The sequence below is a fragment of the Mesorhizobium denitrificans genome (assembly GCF_003403035.1).
Taxonomy (GTDB): Bacteria; Pseudomonadota; Alphaproteobacteria; order Rhizobiales; family Rhizobiaceae; genus Mesorhizobium_G; species Mesorhizobium_G denitrificans.
Genome location: NZ_QURN01000003.1, coordinates 33,516 through 56,655, shown reverse-complemented (window position 1 = coordinate 56,655; position 23,140 = coordinate 33,516). Strand labels below are relative to the sequence as shown.

Here is a 23,140-nt window from a genome sequence, read left to right as displayed (position 1 = left end):
AACCCATTGGGTGCACAGAAAGGAAAAGACCTTCTGTTGAAGGTCGATACCGGCATGCCGGGCGGTTATGTGACCGTCGCGGGGCTGCGGACAAAGAAGATCGCATTCAACAGCCAGTCCGTCGATGTGACGGATCAGGACTCGGCAGGGCGCTGGCGCGAATTGCTGGCAGGAGCGGGCGTGCAGCGCGCATCCGTAAGCGGGTCCGGCATTTTCAAGGACGCGCAGTCGGACACGAAAATCCGTGAGAATTTTTTCGCGGGCAGCATCGTGAACTGGCAGTTGATCGTGCCGGACTTCGGGACGCTGCAAGGACCGTTCCAGATCACCGCGCTCGAATATTCCGGCAGCCATGACGGCGAAGTCGGGTTTGAAATCGGGCTGGAATCTGCCGGACAGATCAGCTTCACGGTGGCCGCATGAGCGTGAACCGCAGACGGGGCGAGGTGGAGGCTGTTATCGACGGCGTGCCACGCAAGCTGTGCCTGACGCTGGGCGCGCTGGCCGAACTGGAAGACGCCTTCGCGGCGGACGATCTTGGCGCGCTGGTGGAGCGTTTCGCGACAGGCCGACTGTCGGCGCGTGACATGATCCGCATTATCGGTGCGGGGCTGCGTGGCGCGGGTGAGAAAATCGACGATGAGGGCGTGGCGGCGCTGCGTGTGGAAGGCGGTGCGGCGGGCTATGCGAGCGTCGTGGCCAGTCTGCTGACGGAGACGTTCGGCAGCGCGCAGGGGCAGCCGCAAAACCCTTGAAGGCCGCAGCAGGCCCTGCACGGCCATTTCCCTGGGCTGATGCGATGGCGTTTGGCCTCGGCCTGCTGCGGCTTTCTCCCGCCGATTTCTGGTCGATGACCCCGCGCGAGCTTGAGCGTGCGTGGAGCGCTTTCCATCCGGCGCGACCGGCAGTGCCCACACGCGGCGAGCTGGATGCGCTGATGAACCTGTTTCCCGACAAGGAGATGCAATGAGCAGCGAAAAAGTGAGTGTAGCGATTGAAGCCGACACGAGCGCATTCCAGACCGCGCTGGAAAGCCTTCAATCAATCGCGGGCAATTTCGGTTCGCAACTGGCCTCGGGGCTGCGCAGCGCCGTTGTGAGCGGCAAGGAACTAGATGATGTGCTGCGCCAGATCGGCATGAACATTGCGGGTATGGCGCTGAACAAGGGGCTCGCTCCGCTCAGCAGCATGCTCAATTCGATCGTTTCGGGCGTGTTTGGCGGCGTTACCGGATTTGCAAAGGGCGGTGTGCCGGGCGCGGTCGTGCCGTTTGCATCGGGCGGCGTGGTGTCGTCGCCGACATATTTCCCGATGGGCGGAAATCTCGGCCTGATGGGCGAGGCAGGCACCGAAGCGATCATGCCATTGCAGCGCACGGCGGATGGCAGGTTGGGCGTGATGTCAAGCGGTGGCAGCGCGCCGGTGAATGTCGTGTTCAACGTGAATGCGCAGGATGCCGGTTCGTTCAGGAAATCCGAGGCGCAGATTACCGGCATGTTGGCGCGCGCCGTGCGTCGCGGCGCACGGTCGCTCTAGGGGGCGGAATGACAGAATTCTCGGATTTTCACGATGTGCAGTTTCCGCTGACAGTCGCGTTCGGTGCGACAGGTGGGCCGGAACGGCGCAACGAAATCGTCAGCCTGACCTCTGGCCGCGAGAAGCGCAACGCGCGGACGGCAAATTCGCGCCGTCGCTTCGACGCAGGAACGGGTGTGAGGTCGCTGGCCGATCTCTATGAGGTTATTGCGTTTTTCGAGGCGCGGCGCGGGTCGCTGCACGCGTTTCGGTTCCGCGATCCATTTGACATGAAATCCTGCGCGCCGGACCGGACGATCAGCGCGCTGGATCAAGGTTTGGGAACGGGCAATGGCGTCAATACCCGATTCGCACTGGTCAAGACCTATGGCACGGGAAGCGATGCGTATCTGCGCCTGATCCGCAAGCCGGTGGTCAGCGGCCTGATGGTTGCTGTCGGTGGGATCGTGCAGAGCGCGGCGGCCTTTTCGTTCGATGCAGCGACGGGCGAGGTGGTGTTTGCGGCGGGCGCGATACCCGCCAGCGGACAGGTGGTGAGCGCGGGCTACGAGTTCGACGTGCCTGTGCGCTTCGATACGGACAGCCTGTCCGCGAGCCTGACCGCGTTCAAGGTTGGGCAGTTTCCGGCAATTCCGCTGACCGAGGTGTTGCTATGAGCTATCCGCAGGAGTTGCGCGACCATCTTGGCCGCACTGTAACGACCGTGTGCCGCTGCTGGCGACTGACGCGGCGGGATGGCGTGGCGCTGGGATACACCGACCACGACATGCCACTGACGATTGATGGTACGCTGTGCGAGCCGCAGAGCGGGTTCAGCGCCAGCGAAGCCAAGCGCAGTCTCGGGTTGCAGGTGGATAGCGTTGATGTCGAGGGTGCGCTTTCTTCCGCGAGCATAAGCGATGCAGATATTTCGGCAGGGCTGCTCGACGGCGCGAGCGTCGAGACGTTTCTCGTGAATTGGCGCGATACGGCTCATTTCACGCGGATCGGCTTTTCGGTCGTGGGGAAGATCACGCGCAGAGACGGCAGTTTCGTTGCCGAACTCGAAAGCCGGATGCGGTCGCTGGATCAGCCGAATGGTCGCTATGTGTTGCGGCGATGCGATGCCGAGCTTGGCGATGCGCGCTGCAAATTTGCACTGGGATCGGCGCATACGGGGACGGGCGCGGTTGCCGGTTTGCAGAACAAGACGACGATTTCGGCTAGTGGGCTGAGCGGGTTTTCGACGGGCTGGTTCACGGATGGATTGCTGACCTGGACAAGCGGGCAGTGGAACGGCGAGCAGGTTCGGGTGCGGCGGCATGTGAAGGCCGACGCCACCGTGACGCTGAACCTGATGGCGGGCGCCGCCGTTCCCGGCGTGGGAGACACGTTCACAATCGTTGCGGGTTGCGACAAGAGCTTCGCGAGTTGTCGAACACGATTCAGCAATGCGTTGAACTTCAGGGGCTTTCCGCATTTGCCCGGTAATGATCTGGCCTATTCCTATGCGACCGATAGCGGCAATTTCGATGGCGGGGCGGTGGTCCGATGATTCAGGATCGGATTATCGCTGAGGCGCTGAGTTGGGAGGGCACGCCGTATCGGCATCAGGCGTGCCGCAAACATGTCGGTTGTGATTGCCTGGGATTGGTGCGCGGCGTGTGGCGCGAGGTCTATGGCTGTGAGGCAGAAATACCAGACGCATATGCGCCGGACTGGGCGGAAGCCGGTGGCGAGGAAGCGCTGATCGACGCCGCGCGACGGCATTGCATTGAGCGCGATGCGCCGGAGCCGGGCGATCTGATCCTGTTCCGGTGGCGTCCGAACCTGCCCGCAAAGCACGCGGGCATTCTGGTGGCGCACGACAGATTCATACATGCCTATCAAGGCAATGCGGTTACGGTTTCCTCGCTGGTGCCGCAATGGCGGCAGCGCATCGCTGGCGCGTTCCAATTCCCCGAAAGCTGATCTGAATGGCAACAATCATATTGCAGGCCGCCGGTGCTTTCATCGGTGGTTATCTCGGCGCGGCTGGCGCTGCCATTGGCTCGGCTGCGGGCGCGATTGGCGGCTACTTGATCGACCGCGCGCTGCTGGGCGGCACGAAAACCGTTGAAGGCGCAAGGCTGGACGGCGCGCGGCCCTTCACGGCGGAGGAGGGCGCATCGCTGCCGCGCGTTTATGGCGCGGCCCGCGTGGGCGGCACGCTGATCTGGGCGACCCGTTTTGAAGAGGTGAAGCAGACCAAGCGGCAGGGCGGCAAGGGCGGCGGCCAGAAGGTTTCCGAATATAGCTATTTCGGCAATGCGGCTTTTGCGCTGTGCGAAGGGCCGATTGCGGGCGTGCGCCGGGTGTGGGCCGACGGGCAGGAAATCGACCTGACCAAGGTCGAGATGCGCGTATATCGCGGAACAGAAAACCAGCTTGCCGACCCGCTGATCGAGGTGAAGCAAGGGTCGAGCAACACGCCAGCCTATCGCGGCGTTGCGTATGTTGTGCTCGAACGGTTTCCGCTGGAAGCCTATGGCAACCGGCTGCCGCAGTTCAATTTCGAAGTTCTAAGAACGGTCGGAGATATAGAGCAGGACATTCGCGCGGTGACGCTTATTCCCGGCTCAACAGAATATGGGCTGGCGACAGTGCCGGTGAAGCTGGAGCGCAGACCGGGCGAAACCGAGATCGTGAACCGGCATGTTCTGCACGCCGCGACCGATCTGGAAGCATCACTGAACGAGTTGCAGGCGCTGTGTCCGAACGTCAAGCATGTCGCGATTGTGGTGAGTTGGTACGGCAATGATCTGCGCGCGGGAAATTGCCTGATCCGCCCGGCGGTGGTGAGTTCGAACGCCGCCGACTATTCGATGAGTTGGAAAGTGTGCGGGGTGACGCGCACGGCTGCGATAGAAGTTTCGCGGCATAGCGGCAATGCAGCCTTTGGCGGTTCGCCATGTGATGCGAGCGTGGTGCAGGCCATTGCCAGCCTGAAAGCGCGTGGCATCAAGGTTACGCTCTATCCATTTGTAATGATGGATATTCCAGCCGCGAACTCACTGCCTGATCCGTATGGCGGGGCAAAGCAGCAGGTATATCCCTGGCGGGGCCGTATTACCTCCACCGCTGACAGAACGAGCACCGCGCGCACGCAGATCAACACATTTTGCGGGACGGTGAGCCGGAGCAATTTTTCCGTATCGGGCAGCTCCGTGACCTATAGCGGGGCTACGAGTGATTGGGGTTATCGCCGCTTCATTCTGCACTGTGCAAACCTTGCCAAAGCGGCTGGCGGCGTCGATGCGTTTTTGATCGGTTCGGAACTGCGCGGGCTGACCAGGCTGCGCGACGGCGCGGGGGCGTTTCCTTTTGTGGAGCAGCTTTGCAAGCTGGCGGCGGATGTTCGTCTGGTGCTCGGCTCCACGACCAAGCTGACCTATGGCGCGGATTGGAGCGAGTATTTCGGCTACCGTCCCGCCGATGGCAGCGGCGATGTTCTGAACAATCTGGATGCATTGTGGGCGCACCCGGCAATCGATGCGGTTGGCATCGACAATTACATGCCTTTATCCGACTGGCGCGACGGCGATGAATATGGCGGGCATCCCGACGGGGTTGCCGGACCATATGACCCCGCTGGTCTGCGCGCGTCGATTGCCGGGGGCGAGGGGTTCGACTGGTACTATGCCAGCAGCGCGGATCGCGCTGCGAGAGCCCGCACGCAGATTTCCGATGGGGCGTATGGGAAGCCGTGGGTCTATCGCTATAAGGATTTGATCGCGTGGTGGGCGAACACGCATCGCAACCGCGCAGGCGGGGTTGAGGCCGCGACGGCAACGGCGTGGGTGCCGCAATCCAAGCCGATCTGGTTCACGGAAATTGGGTGCCCCGCAATCGACAAAGGGTGCAACCAGCCCAATGTCTTTTACGATCCGAAATCCGACGAAAGCGCGCTGCCCTATTTCTCCAGCGGTGGGCGATGCGACTTTGCGCAGAAGCAATTTTTGAAAGCGCATTTGGAACATTGGAACCCCGGCGCGTCGGGATTCCAGAGCGCGTGGAACCCGGTTTCGTCGGTCTATGGCGGGCGGATGCTTGACCATGAGCGCATCTATGTGTGGTCCTGGGACGCGCGACCGTTTCCGGCATATCCGCTGCGCTCCGATGTTTGGGCGGATGGCGGACTGTGGCAGCTTGGGCATTGGCTGAATGGCCGCGCCGAGAGCGTTTCGGTTGGCGCGCTGATAAATGCGATACTGACGGATCATGGCTTGCCGAAGGCCGATGTTTCGCTCGTGTCCGGAACGGTGCAGGGCTATCTCGTTTCGGACGCGACGACAGCCCGCAATTCGATTGAATCGCTGGTAGATGTTTTCAGGCTGGATGTGTGGGAAGGCGCGGACAGTCTGGTTTTCGCCGATGCTTCCGCTGCTGTCTCGGCTACAGAGATTGCCGATCTGGTCTTGGATGAAGAGCGCGCCGTTGTCGAAAGCACGCGCATGCCGGATTTCGAACTGCCTGCGGAAATGGTGATTGCTTACCGCGATCCGTTGCTGGACTACCAATCCTCGACGGCGCGCCAAAGGCGACCGGGTGCGAGTGGCAGCAGTCAGGAAGTCGTCAGTTTTCAGGGATCGCTCGACGGCGGGCAAGCGGCGGGGCTTCTCGAACGGCGGATCAATGATCTGTGGTCTGACCGCGAGACGATTGCGTTTGCGGTTCCGGCGGCGACGGTGGGCGCGGATCCGGGCGCGCGGGTAAGGCTTGAAGCGCTGGGCGAGAGCGCGGAATTCGTCGTGCAGCAGGTGGAGGACGGGCTTACGCGGCAGATTGTTGCGCGACCGGCGCGGCCATTCACGCCGACTGGTTGGGTTCCGGAATTACCGTCCATTTCGGTGCCTGCGCTGGTTGCGGGCAAGCCGCTGGTGCTGATGCTCGACCTGCCAATGATGCCGGGGGCGACGAATGCTGCCGATCAGTTCCGGATTGGAGCGTGGCAAAAGCCGTGGGCAAGCCAGATCGTTTATTCGTCGCCGGAGACAACCGGTTATGAGCAGCGCGCGACTGTCACCCAGCCCGCCAATGCGGGGCGATTATTGGCGGCGCTGGGGCAGGGGTTTGCCGGAAGGTTCGACCGCAGTGCGGTGATTGAGGTCGAGTTGTTCGATGGTGAAGCTGCAAGCGCCAGCCGCTTGCAGGTTCTGAACGGTGCGAATGCGGTGGCGGTTTTGTCGGCAAATGGTCAATGGGAGATCATTCAGTATGAGGCAGCAGAGGAAATCGCGCCGAACCATTGGCGCTTTTCCAGCCTTCTGCGTGGACAGCTAGGAACCGACGACGCAAGTGCGGTCGGTGCTGAAGTTGGGGCGAATGCGGTATTGCTCGACAGCGCAGTGTTGGCGGCTGGTCTGAAGGCCGGCGAAGTGGGACTGGCGCTGAACTGGCGCGTGGGGCCAACGGGCGCGGATTTTTCCGATGAAACCATGACCACCGTGAACGCGACGGGCGGAGTGCGGGCCTTGCTGCCGCTCGCGCCGGTGCATCTGCGGTGCGTAAAAACGGCGGGCGGCGACCTGGCGCTAGACTGGGTGAGATGCAGCCGCATCGACGCGGATGACTGGGACGCTTCCGATGTGCCGCTTGGCGAGGAGAGCGAACGATACCTCCTGCAGATTCTAAATGGCGCAGGGGCAACAGTGCGAGAAGCCGAGGTTTCCAGCGCTGGCTGGGGCTATGCGGCCGCGCTCGCCGCTGCAGATTTCCCATCCGCGACGTCCTTCACGGTTCGTGTGCGGCAGATCGGGACCGGTGGCAGGTTCGGACTTGCCCGAACCAAGATATTTCCTCTCAACTGAAAACTGGAGACACACATGATTGAGACAAAAGCCTGGTATCTCTCACGCACCGTTTGGGCATCGCTTGTGACGATATTGCTGGCTATCGCGAACTATTCCGGGATTGCCGCGACCGGCCTGCCGCAAGATGCCTTGACGGATGCGGCGGTAAACATCGCTACTACGATTTCAGGTATGATAGCTATTTTCGGACGGTTGCAAGCAACCAGCCGGATTGGCTAAAGTGAAGGCAGAACGCGGCTTGGGGACCGTTCATTCCGCGTTCAGCCCATTTGAATTAGAAAGCCAGCATGAGCTATTTTTATTCATTCATGCGGCATGCAATCGCGGCGCTCGTCGCCGCTACCTTCATTGCTGCGCCCATTGGAGAGGTTGCGGCTGCTCCGGCGGAGGCGCCGGTGCAGGTTGCGCAGGCCGATTGCTATGCCATCGGCCAGCAGGTTGCGGCGCAGAACGGCGGGACACTGGCGCGCGCGACTGCTTCGAATCAGGGCGGACAGCCGGTGTGTGTGATCGTGGTGCTGGTGCCCGGCAAGGACGGGCAAAGGCCGCGCCGCGCAGAATTCGTAGTACCGGCGAATTGAGCCTTAGAATCTTCCACATCAAATAATCTGGCGGCATTGCTCGATGCGTATTCTGGTTATTGAAGACGAAAAAAACCTCAACCGGCAGATCTGTGATGCGCTCACAGATGCGGGTTATGTGGTCGACAGCGCTTTTGATGGCGATGAAGGCCATTTTCTCGGCGATACAGAGCCATATGATGCTGTGATCCTCGATATTGGTCTGCCGCAGATGGACGGCATAAGCGTTGTGGAACGCTGGCGCCGCGACGGGCGCAAAATGCCGGTGCTGATGCTGACCGCGCGTGACCGCTGGAGCGACAAGGTTGCGGGCATAGATGCGGGCGCGGATGACTATGTCGCCAAGCCGTTCCATATCGAGGAAGTGCTGGCGCGGTTGCGCGCGCTGATACGGCGTGCGGCGGGGCATGCATCTTCGGAGCTTTCATGCGGGCCGCTGCGGCTGGACACCAAAGCATCGAAAGCTGACGTAAATGGCATGCCGCTGAAGCTGACCTCGCACGAGTTTCGCCTGCTTGCCTATTTGATGCACCACATGGGCGAAGTGGTGTCGCGCACCGAACTGGTTGAGCATCTTTACGATCAGGATTTTGACCGCGATTCCAATACGATAGAAGTGTTTGTCGGGCGGCTTCGCAAGAAGATGGGCATCGACATGATCGAAACCGTGCGCGGCATGGGATACCGCATGCGCGAGCCGCAAGGCTGACCGGTGCCGCAGACGGGCTCGATACGGCTTCAATCGGCGTTTCGCTCGCTCGCGTTTCGCGTCATCGCGTTTTCGACAATCTGGGCGATTCTGGCTCTGGTCGTGATTACGACGGTTATTGCCGCGCTTTACCGGCAGGCGAGCGAACGCGGGTTTGAAAGCCTGTTATCGGCGCATCTTTTCAATTTGATCGGATCAGTGGGCGTTTCGCCGACCGGGCAGCTTACGGGTTCGCCGGACCTCGGAGATTTGCGATTCTCAATTCCGGGGTCGGGCTGGTACTATTCGGTGGAACCGGTTTCGCCCGGATTGAAGGGCGAGATTCGTTCAACCTCCATGTTGGAGAAGGTTGCTTCGCCGCCGCTGGCACAAGTGCCTTTCAACTCGGCTTTTCAGCGCAGCTATCAAGCTTCAGGCCCGCAGGGGCAGAAATTGCAGGTTCTCGAAAGCGAATTCGTGCTGGACCCGCAAAATCGCGCCGCGCGCTTTCGGGTGATGGGAAATCGCAGCGAACTGGAAGCAGAGATAAGCGGATTTGAGGGGCGATTGCTCGGATATCTGGCGTTGTTCGGCGCGGGGATGATCGCAATCAACGCCGTAGCCATTTTGTTCGGCCTGCGCCCGCTTGGACGCGTGCGTGCCGCGCTGGCGCAAGTGCGCGAGGGGACGGCGCGGCGTCTGGACGGCAGCTTTCCGACCGAGATCGAGCCGCTGGCAAATGAAACGAACGCGCTGATCGAAAATAACCGGCGCATCGTGGAGCGCTCGCGTACACAGGTGGGCAATCTGGCGCATTCGCTCAAGACACCGTTGGCCGTGTTGCTGAATGAGGGGCGCGCGATGGGTGATTCTCGCGGTCGAATGATCGTGGATCAGGCTTCCGCCATGCAGCATCAGGTAGAGCACTATTTGCAGCGTGCGCGTGTGGCGGCACAGCGCGATAGCGTTGTGTTCAGAACACCAGTGAAGCCTGTTCTGGAGCGTCTTGTTCGCGTTATGGCGAAGGTCAATCCTGACAAGGTGATTACCCTATCCGCGCGCGACGAACCCATGATCTTTGCGGGTGAGCGCGAAGATTTGGAGGAAATCGCCGGAAATCTGCTCGAAAACGCGATGAAATGGTCGCGCAAGAGTGTTGCGATTTCGGCGTCCTTGATCGAAAGCGCCGGGACCGCGGCGCACAGGTTTCAGATGAGCATTGAGGATGACGGGCCGGGCATTCCCGAAGCGCAGACGCGCGAAGCGTTGCAGCGCGGCAAGCGTCTGGATGAAACTAAGCCGGGAAGCGGCTTGGGTCTTGCTATCGTCGCCGATCTCGTCAAGGAGTACGACGGAGTGCTGCGGCTGGAACAATCGCCATTGGGAGGATTGAGGGCGAACGTCCAGCTTAAATGTGCCGAATAGCAGGCGGAGTCGGTCAGGGGGCGTGTTTAAATGAAGAGGGGAATAGCGATAGCCGCGGTGCTGACTGCAGTGTTCTTGCAGGGCTGCGCAAGCGTGGGCGGAGCGAAGACGAGCGCAGAAACCGCGCCATCGGAATCGGTTATTACGGCCCTCGGCGGCGGCCTGATCGGCGGCAAGATTGGAAGCGACCTTTCCTCTCGCGACCGGCGCAAGGCGCTGGAAGCGGAGTATAAAGCGCTTGAATATGGTCAGAGCACCCAGGTGATTACCTGGAAGAGCGACCGCGATGAAAATCGCGGCGAAGTCGTCGCTGCCCAGCCCTATCGCGTAGGCTCGCAGGATTGCCGCCAATATGTCCACACACTCTATACGGGGCAGGCGAGCCAGACCGCGCGCGGCACCGCTTGCCGCAACAGCGATGGAAGCTGGTCACTGCTGAATTAAGCCGGTAGGACGTTCTGTCGCGTGGTTTTGCCAAGAATATGACGTGCATTTGACCCTGAACGCCAAATCGCCGCAGTGTCGATGTGTTGTAGCGTCAATGCCGGATCATTATTGAGTGGCAATGTTTTTTTGGGTCGCAGCCGCTTTATTGACCTTCGCTGCCAGTCTGGCAGTGTTGATGCCGCTTTCGCGCAAGGCGGAAGGCACAGGCGCGTCTCCCAACGAAATCAATGTCTATCGGGACCAACTCGCGGAAGTCGAACGCGATGTAAGCCGTGGAATTCTGGCGCGCGAAGAGGCTGAACAGGCGCGCGCCGAGATTGGTCGCCGCATATTGCGTGCCGGCGATGGCGAAGCGGCATCGAAACGAGGCAAGGGCGGCGCTGCTTTTCGAATCGCAGGCGCCGCTGCCGTGGTTTCGATTCCGCTGGTGAGCTGGGGTCTTTACGCGATGCTCGGTTCGCCAAACCTGCCCGAACAGCCACTATCGGCGCGCATGACGCGTGATCCCTCGACAAATACCCCCGCTGAACTGGTGGCACGCGCCGAATCGCAGCTTGCCGCCAATCCCGATGACCTTCGCGGTTGGGATGTGCTGGCTCCAATCTACATCAAGATGCAGCGGTTCGACGATGCGGTGAGCGCCTATCGCAACGCGCTGCGGCTCGGTGGTTCGTCGGCAATTCGTCAGGCGGGACTGGGTGAAGCGCTGGTATATCAATCCGGCGGGCTGATAACCAAGGAAGCGCAGGCGGCGTTTGAGCAAGCCTTGAAAGACACGCCCGAGATGCCGAAAGCGCGCTTTTTCCTCGCGATGGCAAAGGCACAGGAAGGCCAGACCGACCAGGCCGCAAGTGAATGGAAACAACTCACAGCGAGCTTGCCGCAAGACGATCCATGGCGGGAGGCCTCGCAGACGATGCTGGCGCGCACGGCGCCCGGCCCCAATGAGGAACAGGCGCAGGCGGCAGAACAAATGAACCCCGCTGACCGCACTGCTATGATCGAACAAATGGTCGCGAGCCTTGACAGCAAACTGCGCGAGAATCCGAATGATTTGGAAGGCTGGCAGCGACTCGTGCGTTCTTATCTCGTATTGGGCAAAGAGCGTGACGCGGCAGACGCGCTTTCGCGAGGCGTAACCGCGCTGGGTGCGGGAACGATGGCGGCGAAGCAATTGTCAGATTTTGCGGCTGCGCAAGGCATGAAGGTGGAGCCATGACCCGCAAGCAAAAGCGCATGACGGTGATTTTCGGTGGCCTCGGCTTTCTTGCACTGGCAGCAGCGTTGACCTTCTACGCGCTCGGCCAACGGGCATCATATTTTTATATGCCGGTCGATCTTCAAACCGCGCAGCTCGCGCCAGGGCAGCGCATCCGGCTTGGTGGATTGGTGGAAAGTGGAAGCATCGTGCGCGGCGAGGGAACCACGGTCCGCTTTGCGGTGACCGACCATGAAAACACGGTAAAAGTGACCTATACCGGCATCTTGCCGGATTTGTTTCGCGAAGATCAGGGCGTGATTACCGAAGGCAGTTTCGGCAGCGATGGCGTTTTTGTCGCCGACAGCGTGCTTGCGAAGCACGACGAAAATTACATGCCGAAGGAAGTCGCAGATAGTCTCAAGAAGAAAGGCTTGTTCGTTCCCGACGAAACCAAGCCTGCGCCGGGAAGCTGACGATGATCGAGATCGGACATTTCGCACTGGTTCTCGCCTTCGCACTGGCGCTGGTGCAGTCCGTGGTGCCGCTGGTGGGCGCGCGACGCAACGATGTGCGCATGATGGGCGTGGCGGCGCCTGCCGCGATTACCGGCTTTGCGCTGACCGCGCTGGCGTTTGTGGCGCTGCTGAGCGCCTTTGCGCAGTCAGATTTTTCGGTCGTGAATGTTTGGGAAAACTCGCATTCCCTCAAGCCCATGCTGTTCAAGATCACGGGCGCATGGGGCAGCCATGAAGGCTCGATGCTGCTCTGGGTACTGATACTCACCTTTTTCGGTGCGCTTGTTGCGGCGTTTGGCGGTAATCTGCCCGATACGCTGAAAGCCAATGTGCTGGCCGTGCAGGGCTTTATCGGCGCGACGTTCTTCCTGTTTATCCTGACGACATCCAACCCGTTTGCGCGTATCGATCCCGCGCCAATCGAGGGGCGCGACCTCAATCCGATCTTGCAGGACATTGGCCTCGCAGTGCATCCGCCGATGCTCTATCTCGGCTATGTCGGCTTCTCCGTGTGTTTCTCGTTTGCCGTCGCGGCTCTGATCGAAGGGCGCATCGACGCGGCCTGGGCGCGGTGGGTGCGACCGTGGACGCTCGCGGCGTGGATGTTCCTGACCGGCGGCATCGCCATGGGGTCTTACTGGGCCTATTACGAACTCGGCTGGGGCGGTTTCTGGTTCTGGGACCCGGTCGAAAACGCATCGTTCATGCCGTGGCTGGCGGGCACGGCGCTGCTGCATTCTGCCGTGGTGATGGAGAAGCGCTCGGCGCTGAAAATCTGGACGCTGCTGCTCGCTATCCTGACGTTTTCGTTGTCTCTGCTCGGTACGTTCCTAGTGCGGTCTGGCGTGCTGACATCAGTCCATGCGTTCGCGACCGATCCATCGCGCGGCGTGTTTATTCTGGGCATCCTGACGCTATTCATCGGCGGTTCGCTGCTGCTGTTTGCCTTGCGTGCGCATTCATTGACGGCGGGCGGATTGTTCCACCCGATTTCGCGCGAAGGCGCGCTGGTGCTCAACAATCTGTTCCTGACAACAGCAGCGGCGACGGTGCTGATCGGCACGCTCTATCCGTTGCTGATGGAGGCCATTGCTGGCTCGAAGATTTCGGTGGGAGCGCCATTCTTCGACATGACATTCATTCCGCTGGTGATCCCGCTGCTGTTTGCCGTGCCGTTCGGGCCGCTGCTCGCGTGGAAACGGGGCGATCTTTATGGCGCAGCGCAGCGCTTGGCGTTTGCATTTGGCGGTGCGCTGGTGGTCGCCTTGCTGGTGCTGATGATGCGCGAAAGAGGCTCCGCATTTGCCGCCGCCGGGATCGGGCTTGCGGCATGGATGATGCTGGGCGCGTTGACCGATTTATTTGTGAAAGCGGGCATCCCGCGCGTATCCGCGTCCACCGGTTTGCGTCGCCTGACGGGACTGCCGCGCTCCATGTTCGGCACGGCGCTGGCGCATTTCGGCATCGGCATGACAGTGCTCGGTATCGTGTCCGTAGCCGCGTTTGGCACCGAATCCATCGCGACTATGAAGAAGGGTGACACGCTCGACGTCGGCGGCAGGCACCTGCGTTTCGACGGGCTGCGACCGCAGACTGGCCCGAACTTCACAGCGCAGACCGGCACTTTTGTGCTGGACGATGGAAGCACGGTGGAATCTTCAAAACGCTTCTATCCGGTGCGGCAGATGCCGACGACCGAGGCTGGTATCAAGACGCTGATTTTCAGCCAGATCTATGTGCAATTGGGCGATGAGACGCCGGACGGCGGCATTGTCGTGCACGCATGGTGGAAGCCGCTGGTAACGCTTATTTGGCTGGGCGGATTGGTAATGATGGCTGGCGCGGCTGTGTCCCTGTCGGACCGCCGGTTGCGGGTTGGTGCGCCTTCTGCCCGACGGGCGAGGAGCGCTGCGACCGGGAGCGCAGGCGCGTGATGCGGCGATTTCTGGCACTTATGCTGATGCTTGCTGCCTTGGCTGCGCCCGCTTTCGCGGTGCAGCCGGACGAGGTGCTGAAAGACCCTGTGCTTGAGGCGCGCGCGCGCAATCTTTCGGCAGGGCTTCGCTGCATGGTCTGCCAGAATCAATCCATCGATGATTCGAACGCCGACCTCGCGCGCGACTTGCGCATACTGGTGCGCGAACGCCTGACTGCGGGCGACAGCGACCAACAGGTGATCGACTATGTTGTTGCGCGCTACGGCGAGTTCGTGCTGCTGCAGCCGCGCTTTAGTTGGCGCAACGCGATATTGTGGGCAACGCCCGCCGTTTTGTTGCTCGCAGGCATAGCCTATGCGCTGACGCGCGCGCGCTCTGATATGCGCCGCGCGCCGGAAAAGCTGACGTCCGAAGAAGAAGCGAGGCTCGATGAGATCCTCGGCAAGGGGCAAAACTGACGGCCAACATTACGAAAGTTTCATGCGCAGGTCATGGCTTCGTAATCCGGGCTTTCCTACCTTCCAACCATAAGGTGCCGGTCAGGTGATCGCTCCACCTATCGAGAAGGATCAGGAAAAATGGAACAGCAAAAGAATTCCAAGACCCGCGACCGCCTGCTGGCGGCTGGCGCATCGATGGCGATTGCCGCAGCCGTTGGCTTTGGCGCAGTCACCACCGGCACAGCTCCGGTTTTTGCGGAAGCGGTGTCTGTGCAGGCGCCGCAGGTGCCTAGCTTCGCCGATGTCGTGCAACAGGTTTCGCCGGCTGTCGTGAGCGTTCAGGTGAAGTCCAACATTCAGCCAGCCAATGATGAAAGCGGTCCGTTCGGTGGCCCCGGCGGCTTTAACGATCTTCCAGACGATCATCCGCTGAAACGCTTCTTCCGCGAATTCCGTGGCGACGGCAACGGTGACGGTGGCAATGGCGCTCCAGGCCAGTGGCGCGAATTCCGCCGCGATGACAGCAAGCCCGGCCCGAAGCGTCCGCATGGTCCGCGCCCAGTTTCTCAGGGTTCCGGCTTCTTCATTTCTGAGGACGGCTATCTCGTTACCAACAATCACGTCGTTCAGGACGGCCAGAACTTCACGGTCGTGATGGATGACGGCAAGGAACTGGACGCCAAGCTGATCGGCACCGATCCACGTACTGACCTTGCGGTTCTCAAGGTCGACGGCGGCAGCCAGAAATTCACATATGTTGATTTCGCGGATGACTCGCAGATTCGCGTTGGCGATTGGGTCGTTGCGGTTGGCAATCCGTTCGGCCTTGGCGGCACTGTGACGGCTGGTATCGTATCCGCCCGTGGCCGTGACATTGGCGCTGGCCCATATGACGACTTCATCCAGATCGACGCAGCCGTTAACCGCGGGAACTCCGGTGGTCCGGCGTTCAACCTGAATGGTAAGGTTGTCGGCATCAATACCGCAATCTTCTCGCCGTCTGGCGGCAATGTGGGCATCGCCTTTGCAATTCCGGCTTCGACTGCGAAGCAGGTCGTTGGCGAACTGATGAAAGACGGTAGCGTGGAACGCGGCTGGCTTGGTGTTCAGATTCAGCCGGTGACCGACGAAGTCGCTGAATCGCTCGGCCTGTCTGCAGCCAAGGGCGCTCTTGTTTCCGAACCGCAGGCTGATGGCCCCGGCGTTAAGGCTGGCATTAAGTCTGGCGATGTCATCACTGCCGTTAATGGCAAGGATGTCGCTGGCCCGCGTGAACTGGCCCGTATGATCGGCGGCATTGCACCCGGCGATACGGTTGACGTCGCGCTGTGGCGCAATGGCAAGAGCGAGACGGTGAAGGTCAAACTCGGAGAACTGCCGAGCGACCAGAAGCAGGCTTCGGTTGAGCAGCCGGGACCGGTTGAACCGGGCACGCTTGCCGATCTCGGCCTCACAGTAACGCGCGCAGATGATGGCAAGGGCCTTGTCGTAACCGATGTCGATCCGGACAGCGACGCCGCGGACCGCGGCATTCAGGCGGGTGACGTGATCCGCTCGATCAACTCGGTCGAGGTCAAGGACACCAAGGACGTCACTGACGCGATGAAGACTGCATCGGATGCAGGCCGCAAGTCGGTGCTCGTGCAGATTTCCCGCGACGACAACACGCGCTTCGTGCCGTTGCCGATTGCCAAGGGTTAAGTCGGCATAGGTACGGTATGAAGCAGGCGGCGGGCTCGACAAGGGCCCGCCGCTTTGCGTAACTGCGCTGACATTTGAATCAAGCTATAGATTGCGCCATGAAGATTCTGGTCATTGAGGACGATAAGGAAGCCGCCGACTACCTGAAAAAGGCGCTCGGCGAGGCGGGCCACAACGCGCATGTCGCAGGTGATGGCGATACCGGCTTCGCGATGGCTGATGGCGGCGACTATGACGTGCTGATCGTGGACAGGATGCTGCCGCATCGCAACGGTCTTACGCTGATTGCGGACCTTCGCGCCAAGGAAAACGTGACGCCGGTGCTTATCCTCTCCGCACTTGGTGAGGTGGATGACCGTGTGACGGGACTTCGCGCCGGCGGTGATGATTATCTGACCAAGCCATATGCGTTTACCGAACTGCTGGCACGCATCGAGGTGCTAAGCCGTCGGTCTGCGGCTAAAGAAGTCGAGACGGTCTATCGCGTGGGCGATCTGGAACTGGATCGGTTGTCGCACAGCGCCAAACGTGCGGGAAAAGAGATCGTGCTGCAGCCGCGTGAATTCAGGCTGCTGGAATATCTGATGCGGCACAGTGGGCAGGTCGTGACCCGCACGATGCTTCTGGAAAATGTGTGGGACTATCATTTTGACCCGCAGACCAATGTGATCGACGTCCACGTTTCGCGACTGCGCGGCAAGATCGAGAAGGGATTCGAAAAGCCGCTGCTGCACACCGTTCGCGGCTCCGGCTACATGTTGAAGGCCGGATAGAGCGTGGCCTGGAGGATACCTGCCGCGCTCAAGACAACAGCCTTCCGGCTGTCTGCGCTCTACCTGCTATTGTTCGCCGCCTGTGCGGTGATGCTTGTGCTGTACATGACGGCGATGTCTGCGCGGCTGCTGAACGACCAGACACAAGAGGCGATAACAGCCGAAGCGTCAGACCTCGGGCGCGCTTATTCGCGCGGCGGGTTGCCGTTGTTGGTGCGCATGGTCGCGAGCCGCTCGCGACAGCCGGGTGCAAACCTCTACCTCATTGCAGACAGTCAGGGCCGGATACTTTCCGGCAATGTCGAAAGCCTTGAACCGGGCGTTTTCGATGTCGATGGATGGACGCAACGCCCATTCTCATACAAGCGCTTCGGCGAGGGTTCGCCACAGGTGGAGGGTGAGCGCGAAGGCACCTTGACCGAAGTTGATCGCAATTCAGACGGGCACAAAGCACTGGCGCTGGTGTTGCGATTGCCCAACCAGATGATCCTGCTTGTAGGACGTGACCTTGGTGAGCCTGAGCGGTTCCGCTCGGCCATTCGGCAGGCACTTGTCATTTCGCTCGGCACGATGGCCTTCGGCGGGTTGTTGATCTGGTTTTTTGTCGGGCGGCGCGCATTGAAGCGGATCGACAGCGTATCGGCTGCAAGCAAGCGCATCATGGGCGGTGACCTGACCGGGAGGTTGCCCGTGTCCGGCGCGGGCGACGAATTTGACCGGCTTTCCGAAAACCTGAACGTCATGCTGTCGCGTATCGGCGAACTCAATGACGGGCTCAAGGAAGTTTCCGACAACATCGCGCATGATCTTAAAACGCCGCTCACCAGACTGCGCAATCGGGCAGAAGCCGCACTGACGGGCAAGCCGAAAGCAGCAGAATACAGGCAGGCGCTGGAAGCCACGATTTCAGAGTCGGACCAGTTGATCCGTACGTTCAACGCGATCCTGATGATTTCGCGACTTGAGGCGGGCTATTCTGCCGAGCAAGTGGAGCCTGTCGATCTTGCGGAGGCCGTTGCCGATGTGGCTGAACTTTACGATCCCGTTGCAGAGGAAGCTGGCGTTGCGCTTACAAGTCGTGTGCAGTCGGGTTGCAGCATAAAGGGCAACAGGGAATTGGTAGCGCAGGCGCTTTCCAACATCGTGGACAACGCGATCAAATATTCCGCTGGTTCCTCCGAAGCGCCCAAGGTTGAAATATCGCTGGCGCAGGAGAAGGGCGATTGCGTGATCCGCGTTCGCGATAATGGTCCCGGTATTGCCGAAGAAGCCGACAGACACCGCGTTACGGAGCGGTTCGTACGGTTGGAAAAGAGTCGTTCCCAGCCGGGTTCAGGATTGGGTCTGAGCCTCGCCAAGGCCGTTATGAAATTTCATGGCGGCAAACTTGATGTTCTTTCGGCAAATCCCGGACTATTGGTTGTGATGACATTTCATGGCCAACGAGATTCGGAATGAGTGAAAAGCGGTCGGACAAGCGGCCCTCCCTGCATCTTGAAATTTCACGGGCGGTGACACCACTCAACGAAAAGGATGCAGATAGCGAGGCAAGAGACATCGCCGCACAGGCGCGCGATAGCGATTTGCCACGTATCGCCGCACTGCTGGAAGGCAAGGGCCCTCAGCGCGACTTTCTGGCGGCAGTGTTTGAGCTTTCCGATTTTCTGCGGGACACGGCGCGACGCAATCCGCGATTTTTGGAGGGGTTGCTGGACCGCAATGCCAGCGAACGTGTTGCTGCAATCTTGAACGAAATCGCTGCACTGCCGCGCGCCGAAGATGTCAACGAGGCGAGCCTGATGGCCTCGCTTCGCCTGCTGAAGTCAGAGGCGCATTTCCTGATCGCGCTCGCTGACCTTGCGGGTGAATGGCAGCCCGAGCGCACGGTGCGCGCGCTAAGTGATTTGGCCGATGCGGCCACCGGTGCGGCGGTGGATTTTCTGCTCGCAGATGCACATCGCCAAGGCAAATTGAAGCTGAAAGACCTGAACCATCCTTCCGTAGGTTCGGGGTTCATCGTGCTCGGCATGGGCAAGCTGGGCGCGTTCGAACTCAATTTTTCGTCCGACATCGATCTTGTTGTTTTCTTCGAGCCTGAATCTGAGGCGGTTATCGATCCGTTTGATGCAACCGACCTGTTTTCGCGGCTGACGCGTCGGCTCGTCCGCATCCTGCAGGACCGTACTGAACACGGCTATGTTTTCCGCACCGATCTGCGGCTGCGGCCCGATCCAGGATCGACGCCGTTGGCTATCCCGGTTCAGGCGGCGCTTCATTATTACGAAAGCCGTGGTCAGAACTGGGAACGCGCCGCGATGATAAAGGCGCGCCCCATAGCCGGAGATTTGCAGGCTGGCGCGGCCTTTCTTAAGGAACTGACGCCCTATGTCTGGCGCAAATATCTGGACTACGCGGCGATTGCCGATGTGCATTCGATCAAGCGGCAGATCCATGCGCATAAAGGATTGGGCGAGATCGCCGTGCGTGGCCACAACGTAAAGCTCGGGCGCGGGGGCATTCGCGAAATCGAGTTTTTTGTGCAGACTCAGCAGCTTATCGCTGGCGGCCGGTTCCCTGAATTGCGCGGACGCGCGACCGTTCCTATGCTCGCGCAGCTTGAACAGCATGGCTGGATTACGCGGGAAGCAAGCGAGACGCTCGCTGCGCGCTACTGGTTTTTGCGGCAGGTCGAACACGCGATTCAAGTCGTGGCCGACGAGCAGACCCATACTCTGCCGGATGATGATGAGGGGCTGGAACGTATCGCGCATCTGCTCGGCTATCCTACGACCGATGCGTTCTCTCAGGATTTTCGGGCGGCCTTGCACGATGTGGAAGGACATTATGCGGCGCTGTTTGAAGCGGCACCGCAATTGTCGTCTGGCATCGGAAATCTGGTTTTCACAGGCGATGTGGACGATCCCGATACGCTGCAAACCCTTGCGAACCTTGGCTTTCAGCGGCCTAGCGACATTTGCCGCGTGATACGCAACTGGCATCGTGGACGATATCGCGCAACGCAATCAGCCGAGGCGCGGGAAAGGCTGACCGAGCTTACTCCAGCGCTGCTGGAGGCCTTTGGTGATACGCGACGGGCCGACGAGGCGCTGCTGCGTTTTGATGAATTTCTTGCGGGCCTTCCGGCAGGTATTCAGTTGTTCTCGCTGCTGCAATCAAATCCAAGGCTGTTGCGATTGCTCGCGACGATCATGGGCGCCGCGCCACGGCTCGCAGCAATCATAACGCGGCGCGCGCATGTTTTCGACGGTTTGCTGGACCCGGCGTTGATGACGGACCTGCCGGACCGCGCCTATCTTTCCGCGCGACTGGCGGCTTTTCTGGATGGCATATCCAATTACGAAACCGTACTGGATCGGCTTCGTATCTTTGCAGACGAGCAGAAGTTCTTGATCGGCGTGCGGCTGCTGGCAGGCTCGATCGATGCATTTCGGGCGGGAAAGGCGTTCTCGGACCTCGCTGACTTGACCGTGGGGGCGGCTCTGGATGCTGTGCAAGATGAGTTCGCGCTTCGGCATGGCCGCATCAAGGGCGGGCGCGTTTGCATATTAGGCATGGGCAAACTGGGCAGCCGTGAATTGACGGCGGGCTCGGACATCGACCTGATATTGCTCTACGATCATGATGCGGAAGCCGACGAGTCTGATGGTGAAAGGCCGCTCGCTCCATCGCATTATTATTCGCGAATGACGCAGCGGCTGATAGCGGCTGTCTCAGCGCCCACGGCGGAAGGGATACTCTACGAACTCGATTTGCGGCTGCGTCCCTCTGGCAATAAGGGGCCGGTGGCAACGCATGTGGATGCGTTTCGCAAGTATCAGGAAACCGAGGCCTGGACATGGGAGCATATGGCGCTGACTCGTGGCCGTCCTACTGCTGGTGACCTTTCATTCTGCGAGGAGGTGGCGCAGATCGTTGCTGAGATTTTGGCGCGGCCAAGCGATGCGGCGAAGGTTTTCGCTGATGCCGTGGAGATGCGCAAAACCATCGAGACGGAAAAGCCGCCGCGAGATTTATGGGATATCAAACTGATACCGGGCGGTCTGATCGATCTTGAATTCATCGCGCAATGTGCCGCGCTGACCGGCAATGTCGAGGGTGAAAGCCGTCACACGGGCAGGGGGCAGGTGCTGGCGCGGCTGAAGCCGGAATTAGCCAATGCTCAAATCAGGCAGGAACTGTCAGAGGCGTATGCGTTTTATTCGGGGCTGACGCAGGTGATACGCCTCTGCTTAACCGGACCGCTCGACCGGAATGATCTACCACCAAGCATGGCCGACCTGCTTTTGACTGTTGCCGATGCGCCGGATTTCAGCGTTCTGGAAGCCACGCTGAAAGACACCGCCGCGAATGTGCGCAGCCATTTCAACGCGCTGCTGAAAGCTGGCGGCAAGTCGCGCAAGAGTGCAACGAATGGATGAAACGAAATCTGGCGGGCTTCGTCTGCTGGTGCTGGTTCTGACGTTAATCGTCAGCGTAGCGCTTGTTTTCGGGTTCTTCGGGCGCGTGCATCCTGCGTTCGATGCATTTGCACATTTCCGTGTGCATCTGGCCGCGCTGCTTTTCCTTTGCGGGATCGCGTTGCTCGTACTGGGCTATCGGCTGCACGCGCTGGCTGCGGTTCTGCTTTCCGCTGGATGCGTGGCCGTTACCGTTCCACATATCCTGGATTCGGAAATGGATCCTTTGCCGTCGGGTCAGCCGGTTTACAAGCTTCTCCAACTCAATGCCTATTTCGGAAATCATGATCCGAAAGCCGTGCTTTCGCTCATCGCGCGGGAACATCCCGACATCGTCACGCTGGAAGAGGTCAACGATAAGTGGCGGGTGCAGCTTGATCTGATCAGGAAGGCCTATCCTTACAAAGTGGACTGTCAGGAGGGGAACGCAAGCACGGTAATCTTGTCGCGGCGCTCGATGGATAAGGGGCACAACGCATATTGTTCAGAAAATGGTGGAGTGGCGCTGGCGCAGGTCGATCTCAATGGGCGATTGATAGACGTCATGGCAATTCATCTGCCTTGGCCCTGGCCATTTGAGCAGGCTGAGGCCGTTGAATCACACGCTCCTCTGCTTCAAATGCTTGGCAGCACAGCAATTGCGGCGGGCGATTTTAATGCGGCTCCTTGGAGCGTCACGGTGCGCGAGATGGCAGCGCTGGGCGGATTCACCCGAATTGAGCATTTCGGGCCGACATGGATAGGCGATCATGCTTTGCCGGAAAGCTTCAAGTTTCTTGGGCTGCCTATCGATCAGGTCATGACCAAGGGGCGCATTGTCGTTCATTCAGCGCGGACGCTGGAGGCGGTCGGATCGGACCACCTACCGGTGCTTGTCGAATTTTCGATTGCGCCCGAGGAGGGCGAGTCGGAGCCGCAACAGACAGTGCTAGCAACAACGGTCAGTCGTTCACGAACGCCTTGATGAGGCGATCAATGGTCGCGCCATCCTTATGCTCGCGAACATCAAAAGCGCGCTGTTTGTCTTCGTATAGATCGTGAATGCGGCTGACACGGCGTTTCATTTCCGCGCGCGTGCGTTTGCAATCCGGATCACTTGCAGTCTTCAAGCCGAGTATCGACTTGCGCGCCTCTGCAAGCATTTCGCGTACATAGCGTCCATGCTGACGTTCGTGCTTCATAATTCCAGCCATGAAGCGGTTCCACCGGCGTGTTGTGCGGGTTTCGGCGGGCGGCTGCGGATAGATATAGGTGATCGTTGCGCGCGGTTCGGCGCTCACCACGCGGCACGCGCCCTTGCCATAACTCAGCTTCGTGTTCCAGTCGGTATGGTATTGCGTTTGCGCGATGGCGCGGCTGCGAAATCCATCCTTTGGTCCGCGCTTGACCATCGAAACAAACAGCGCGCGCGGAGTTTCGCCCGCGATGTCGTAGTGTTGCAACTTTATAACAATGCCGTCGCGCTCTGCGGCAACGACGCCACCGGCAAAGCTCGCGACCAGCACAGCCGATAAGCCGTATCGCAGAATTGGTTTGCTACCCATTGCGGCGCAGAAAACCACAGGCAGGCACCCCGGGCAACGTGGC

The 23,140-nt window shown here is 60.1% G+C and carries 23 protein-coding genes; 22 read left to right on the top strand and 1 reads right to left on the bottom strand.

Annotation, left to right across the window (positions count from 1 at the left end):
* The first annotated feature begins 6 nt into the window (after positions 1-6).
* From DY251_RS03730 to DY251_RS03625, 22 genes are all read left to right on the top strand, one after another.
* Complete coding sequence (locus tag DY251_RS03730; RefSeq protein WP_116622747.1) at positions 7-423, top strand: phage major tail protein, TP901-1 family; 417 nt, start codon at positions 7-9, stop codon at positions 421-423.
* Entirely contained in the window at positions 420-755 is a 336-nt protein-coding gene (locus DY251_RS03725; protein ID WP_116622525.1) for a gene transfer agent family protein, read from the top strand. The genes DY251_RS03730 and DY251_RS03725 overlap by 4 nt, the downstream gene beginning before the upstream one ends.
* The gene (locus DY251_RS03720) at positions 752-970 is read left to right on the top strand and encodes a rcc01693 family protein (protein WP_116622524.1); all 219 of its coding nucleotides are present in this window, start codon (positions 752-754) and stop codon (positions 968-970) included. Before DY251_RS03725 ends, DY251_RS03720 begins: the two co-directional genes overlap by 4 nt.
* Complete coding sequence (locus tag DY251_RS03715) at positions 967-1,536, top strand: phage tail tape measure protein (protein ID WP_116622523.1); 570 nt, start codon at positions 967-969, stop codon at positions 1,534-1,536. Before DY251_RS03720 ends, DY251_RS03715 begins: the two co-directional genes overlap by 4 nt.
* 8 nt (positions 1,537-1,544) lie before the next feature.
* On the top strand, positions 1,545-2,192 hold the full coding sequence (locus DY251_RS03710) for a DUF2460 domain-containing protein (RefSeq protein WP_116622522.1): 648 nt from the start codon (positions 1,545-1,547) through the stop codon (positions 2,190-2,192).
* On the top strand, positions 2,189-3,070 hold the full coding sequence (locus DY251_RS03705; RefSeq protein ID WP_116622521.1) for a DUF2163 domain-containing protein: 882 nt from the start codon (positions 2,189-2,191) through the stop codon (positions 3,068-3,070). The genes DY251_RS03710 and DY251_RS03705 overlap by 4 nt, the downstream gene beginning before the upstream one ends.
* Entirely contained in the window at positions 3,067-3,486 is a 420-nt protein-coding gene (locus tag DY251_RS03700) for an NlpC/P60 family protein (protein ID WP_116622520.1), read from the top strand. Before DY251_RS03705 ends, DY251_RS03700 begins: the two co-directional genes overlap by 4 nt.
* Positions 3,487-3,491: 5 nt before the next feature.
* The gene (locus DY251_RS03695; RefSeq protein ID WP_116622519.1) at positions 3,492-7,364 is read left to right on the top strand and encodes a baseplate multidomain protein megatron; all 3,873 of its coding nucleotides are present in this window, start codon (positions 3,492-3,494) and stop codon (positions 7,362-7,364) included.
* A gap of 15 nt (positions 7,365-7,379) precedes the next feature.
* Complete coding sequence (locus DY251_RS03690; RefSeq protein ID WP_116622518.1) at positions 7,380-7,586, top strand: hypothetical protein; 207 nt, start codon at positions 7,380-7,382, stop codon at positions 7,584-7,586.
* A gap of 68 nt (positions 7,587-7,654) precedes the next feature.
* Positions 7,655-7,948, top strand: a complete 294-nt coding sequence (locus DY251_RS21730) for a hypothetical protein (protein ID WP_245415845.1) — start codon at positions 7,655-7,657, stop codon at positions 7,946-7,948.
* A 43-nt stretch (positions 7,949-7,991) separates the two neighbouring features.
* Entirely contained in the window at positions 7,992-8,657 is a 666-nt protein-coding gene (locus DY251_RS03680) for a response regulator transcription factor (RefSeq protein ID WP_116622517.1), read from the top strand.
* A gap of 3 nt (positions 8,658-8,660) precedes the next feature.
* Positions 8,661-10,061 (top strand): ATP-binding protein, encoded by a 1,401-nt coding sequence (locus DY251_RS03675; RefSeq protein ID WP_116622516.1) that lies wholly within the window; start codon positions 8,661-8,663, stop codon positions 10,059-10,061.
* Between the two features lie 30 nt (positions 10,062-10,091).
* Complete coding sequence (locus tag DY251_RS03670; protein ID WP_116622515.1) at positions 10,092-10,505, top strand: hypothetical protein; 414 nt, start codon at positions 10,092-10,094, stop codon at positions 10,503-10,505.
* A gap of 121 nt (positions 10,506-10,626) precedes the next feature.
* The gene (gene ccmI, locus DY251_RS03665; RefSeq protein WP_116622514.1) at positions 10,627-11,727 is read left to right on the top strand and encodes a c-type cytochrome biogenesis protein CcmI; all 1,101 of its coding nucleotides are present in this window, start codon (positions 10,627-10,629) and stop codon (positions 11,725-11,727) included.
* Positions 11,724-12,182 (top strand): cytochrome c maturation protein CcmE, encoded by a 459-nt coding sequence (gene ccmE, locus DY251_RS03660; protein ID WP_116622513.1) that lies wholly within the window; start codon positions 11,724-11,726, stop codon positions 12,180-12,182. The genes ccmI and ccmE overlap by 4 nt, the downstream gene beginning before the upstream one ends.
* Before the next feature lie 2 nt (positions 12,183-12,184).
* On the top strand, positions 12,185-14,158 hold the full coding sequence (locus DY251_RS03655) for a heme lyase CcmF/NrfE family subunit (RefSeq protein WP_116622512.1): 1,974 nt from the start codon (positions 12,185-12,187) through the stop codon (positions 14,156-14,158).
* Positions 14,158-14,619: a cytochrome c-type biogenesis protein gene (locus DY251_RS03650; protein WP_116622511.1), complete on the top strand. Its 462-nt coding sequence runs from the start codon at positions 14,158-14,160 to the stop codon at positions 14,617-14,619. Before DY251_RS03655 ends, DY251_RS03650 begins: the two co-directional genes overlap by 1 nt.
* Before the next feature lie 120 nt (positions 14,620-14,739).
* Complete coding sequence (locus DY251_RS03645; RefSeq protein ID WP_116622510.1) at positions 14,740-16,302, top strand: Do family serine endopeptidase; 1,563 nt, start codon at positions 14,740-14,742, stop codon at positions 16,300-16,302.
* Positions 16,303-16,400: 98 nt separating this feature from the next.
* Entirely contained in the window at positions 16,401-17,075 is a 675-nt protein-coding gene (locus tag DY251_RS03640; protein WP_116622509.1) for a response regulator transcription factor, read from the top strand.
* 3 nt (positions 17,076-17,078) lie between these two features.
* Positions 17,079-18,533 (top strand): sensor histidine kinase, encoded by a 1,455-nt coding sequence (locus DY251_RS03635; protein ID WP_116622508.1) that lies wholly within the window; start codon positions 17,079-17,081, stop codon positions 18,531-18,533.
* Positions 18,530-21,514 (top strand): bifunctional [glutamine synthetase] adenylyltransferase/[glutamine synthetase]-adenylyl-L-tyrosine phosphorylase, encoded by a 2,985-nt coding sequence (locus DY251_RS03630; protein WP_116622507.1) that lies wholly within the window; start codon positions 18,530-18,532, stop codon positions 21,512-21,514. The genes DY251_RS03635 and DY251_RS03630 overlap by 4 nt, the downstream gene beginning before the upstream one ends.
* A complete protein-coding gene (locus tag DY251_RS03625) occupies positions 21,507-22,517 on the top strand; it encodes an endonuclease/exonuclease/phosphatase family protein (RefSeq protein ID WP_116622506.1) in 1,011 nt (336 codons plus the stop codon). Before DY251_RS03630 ends, DY251_RS03625 begins: the two co-directional genes overlap by 8 nt.
* On the opposite strand, the gene DY251_RS03620 is transcribed toward DY251_RS03625, so the two are convergent.
* Positions 22,495-23,097: a DUF922 domain-containing protein gene (locus tag DY251_RS03620; RefSeq protein ID WP_116622505.1), complete on the bottom strand. Its 603-nt coding sequence runs from the start codon at positions 23,095-23,097 to the stop codon at positions 22,495-22,497. The two genes, DY251_RS03625 and DY251_RS03620, sit on opposite strands and share 23 nt — an antisense overlap.
* Between the last annotated feature and the right edge of the window lie 43 nt (positions 23,098-23,140).

What these genes read in the sequence shown, in the direction of transcription:
- DY251_RS03725 (WP_116622525.1), top strand. Translation starts at nt 420, where the DNA reads ATGAGCGTGAACCGCAGACGGGGCGAGGTGGAGGCTGTTATCGACGGC.
- DY251_RS03715 (WP_116622523.1), top strand. Translation starts at nt 967, where the DNA reads ATGAGCAGCGAAAAAGTGAGTGTAGCGATTGAAGCCGACACGAGCGCA.
- DY251_RS03710 (WP_116622522.1), top strand. Translation starts at nt 1,545, where the DNA reads ATGACAGAATTCTCGGATTTTCACGATGTGCAGTTTCCGCTGACAGTC.
- DY251_RS03705 (WP_116622521.1), top strand. Translation starts at nt 2,189, where the DNA reads ATGAGCTATCCGCAGGAGTTGCGCGACCATCTTGGCCGCACTGTAACG.
- DY251_RS03700 (WP_116622520.1), top strand. Translation starts at nt 3,067, where the DNA reads ATGATTCAGGATCGGATTATCGCTGAGGCGCTGAGTTGGGAGGGCACG.
- DY251_RS03695 (WP_116622519.1), top strand. Translation starts at nt 3,492, where the DNA reads ATGGCAACAATCATATTGCAGGCCGCCGGTGCTTTCATCGGTGGTTAT.
- DY251_RS03690 (WP_116622518.1), top strand. Translation starts at nt 7,380, where the DNA reads ATGATTGAGACAAAAGCCTGGTATCTCTCACGCACCGTTTGGGCATCG.
- DY251_RS21730 (WP_245415845.1), top strand. Translation starts at nt 7,655, where the DNA reads ATGAGCTATTTTTATTCATTCATGCGGCATGCAATCGCGGCGCTCGTC.
- DY251_RS03680 (WP_116622517.1), top strand. Translation starts at nt 7,992, where the DNA reads ATGCGTATTCTGGTTATTGAAGACGAAAAAAACCTCAACCGGCAGATC.
- DY251_RS03670 (WP_116622515.1), top strand. Translation starts at nt 10,092, where the DNA reads ATGAAGAGGGGAATAGCGATAGCCGCGGTGCTGACTGCAGTGTTCTTG.
- ccmI (WP_116622514.1), top strand. Translation starts at nt 10,627, where the DNA reads ATGTTTTTTTGGGTCGCAGCCGCTTTATTGACCTTCGCTGCCAGTCTG.
- ccmE (WP_116622513.1), top strand. Translation starts at nt 11,724, where the DNA reads ATGACCCGCAAGCAAAAGCGCATGACGGTGATTTTCGGTGGCCTCGGC.
- DY251_RS03655 (WP_116622512.1), top strand. Translation starts at nt 12,185, where the DNA reads ATGATCGAGATCGGACATTTCGCACTGGTTCTCGCCTTCGCACTGGCG.
- DY251_RS03650 (WP_116622511.1), top strand. Translation starts at nt 14,158, where the DNA reads ATGCGGCGATTTCTGGCACTTATGCTGATGCTTGCTGCCTTGGCTGCG.
- DY251_RS03645 (WP_116622510.1), top strand. Translation starts at nt 14,740, where the DNA reads ATGGAACAGCAAAAGAATTCCAAGACCCGCGACCGCCTGCTGGCGGCT.
- DY251_RS03640 (WP_116622509.1), top strand. Translation starts at nt 16,401, where the DNA reads ATGAAGATTCTGGTCATTGAGGACGATAAGGAAGCCGCCGACTACCTG.
- DY251_RS03630 (WP_116622507.1), top strand. Translation starts at nt 18,530, where the DNA reads ATGAGTGAAAAGCGGTCGGACAAGCGGCCCTCCCTGCATCTTGAAATT.
- DY251_RS03625 (WP_116622506.1), top strand. Translation starts at nt 21,507, where the DNA reads ATGGATGAAACGAAATCTGGCGGGCTTCGTCTGCTGGTGCTGGTTCTG.
- DY251_RS03620 (WP_116622505.1), bottom strand. Translation starts at nt 23,097, where the DNA reads ATGGGTAGCAAACCAATTCTGCGATACGGCTTATCGGCTGTGCTGGTC.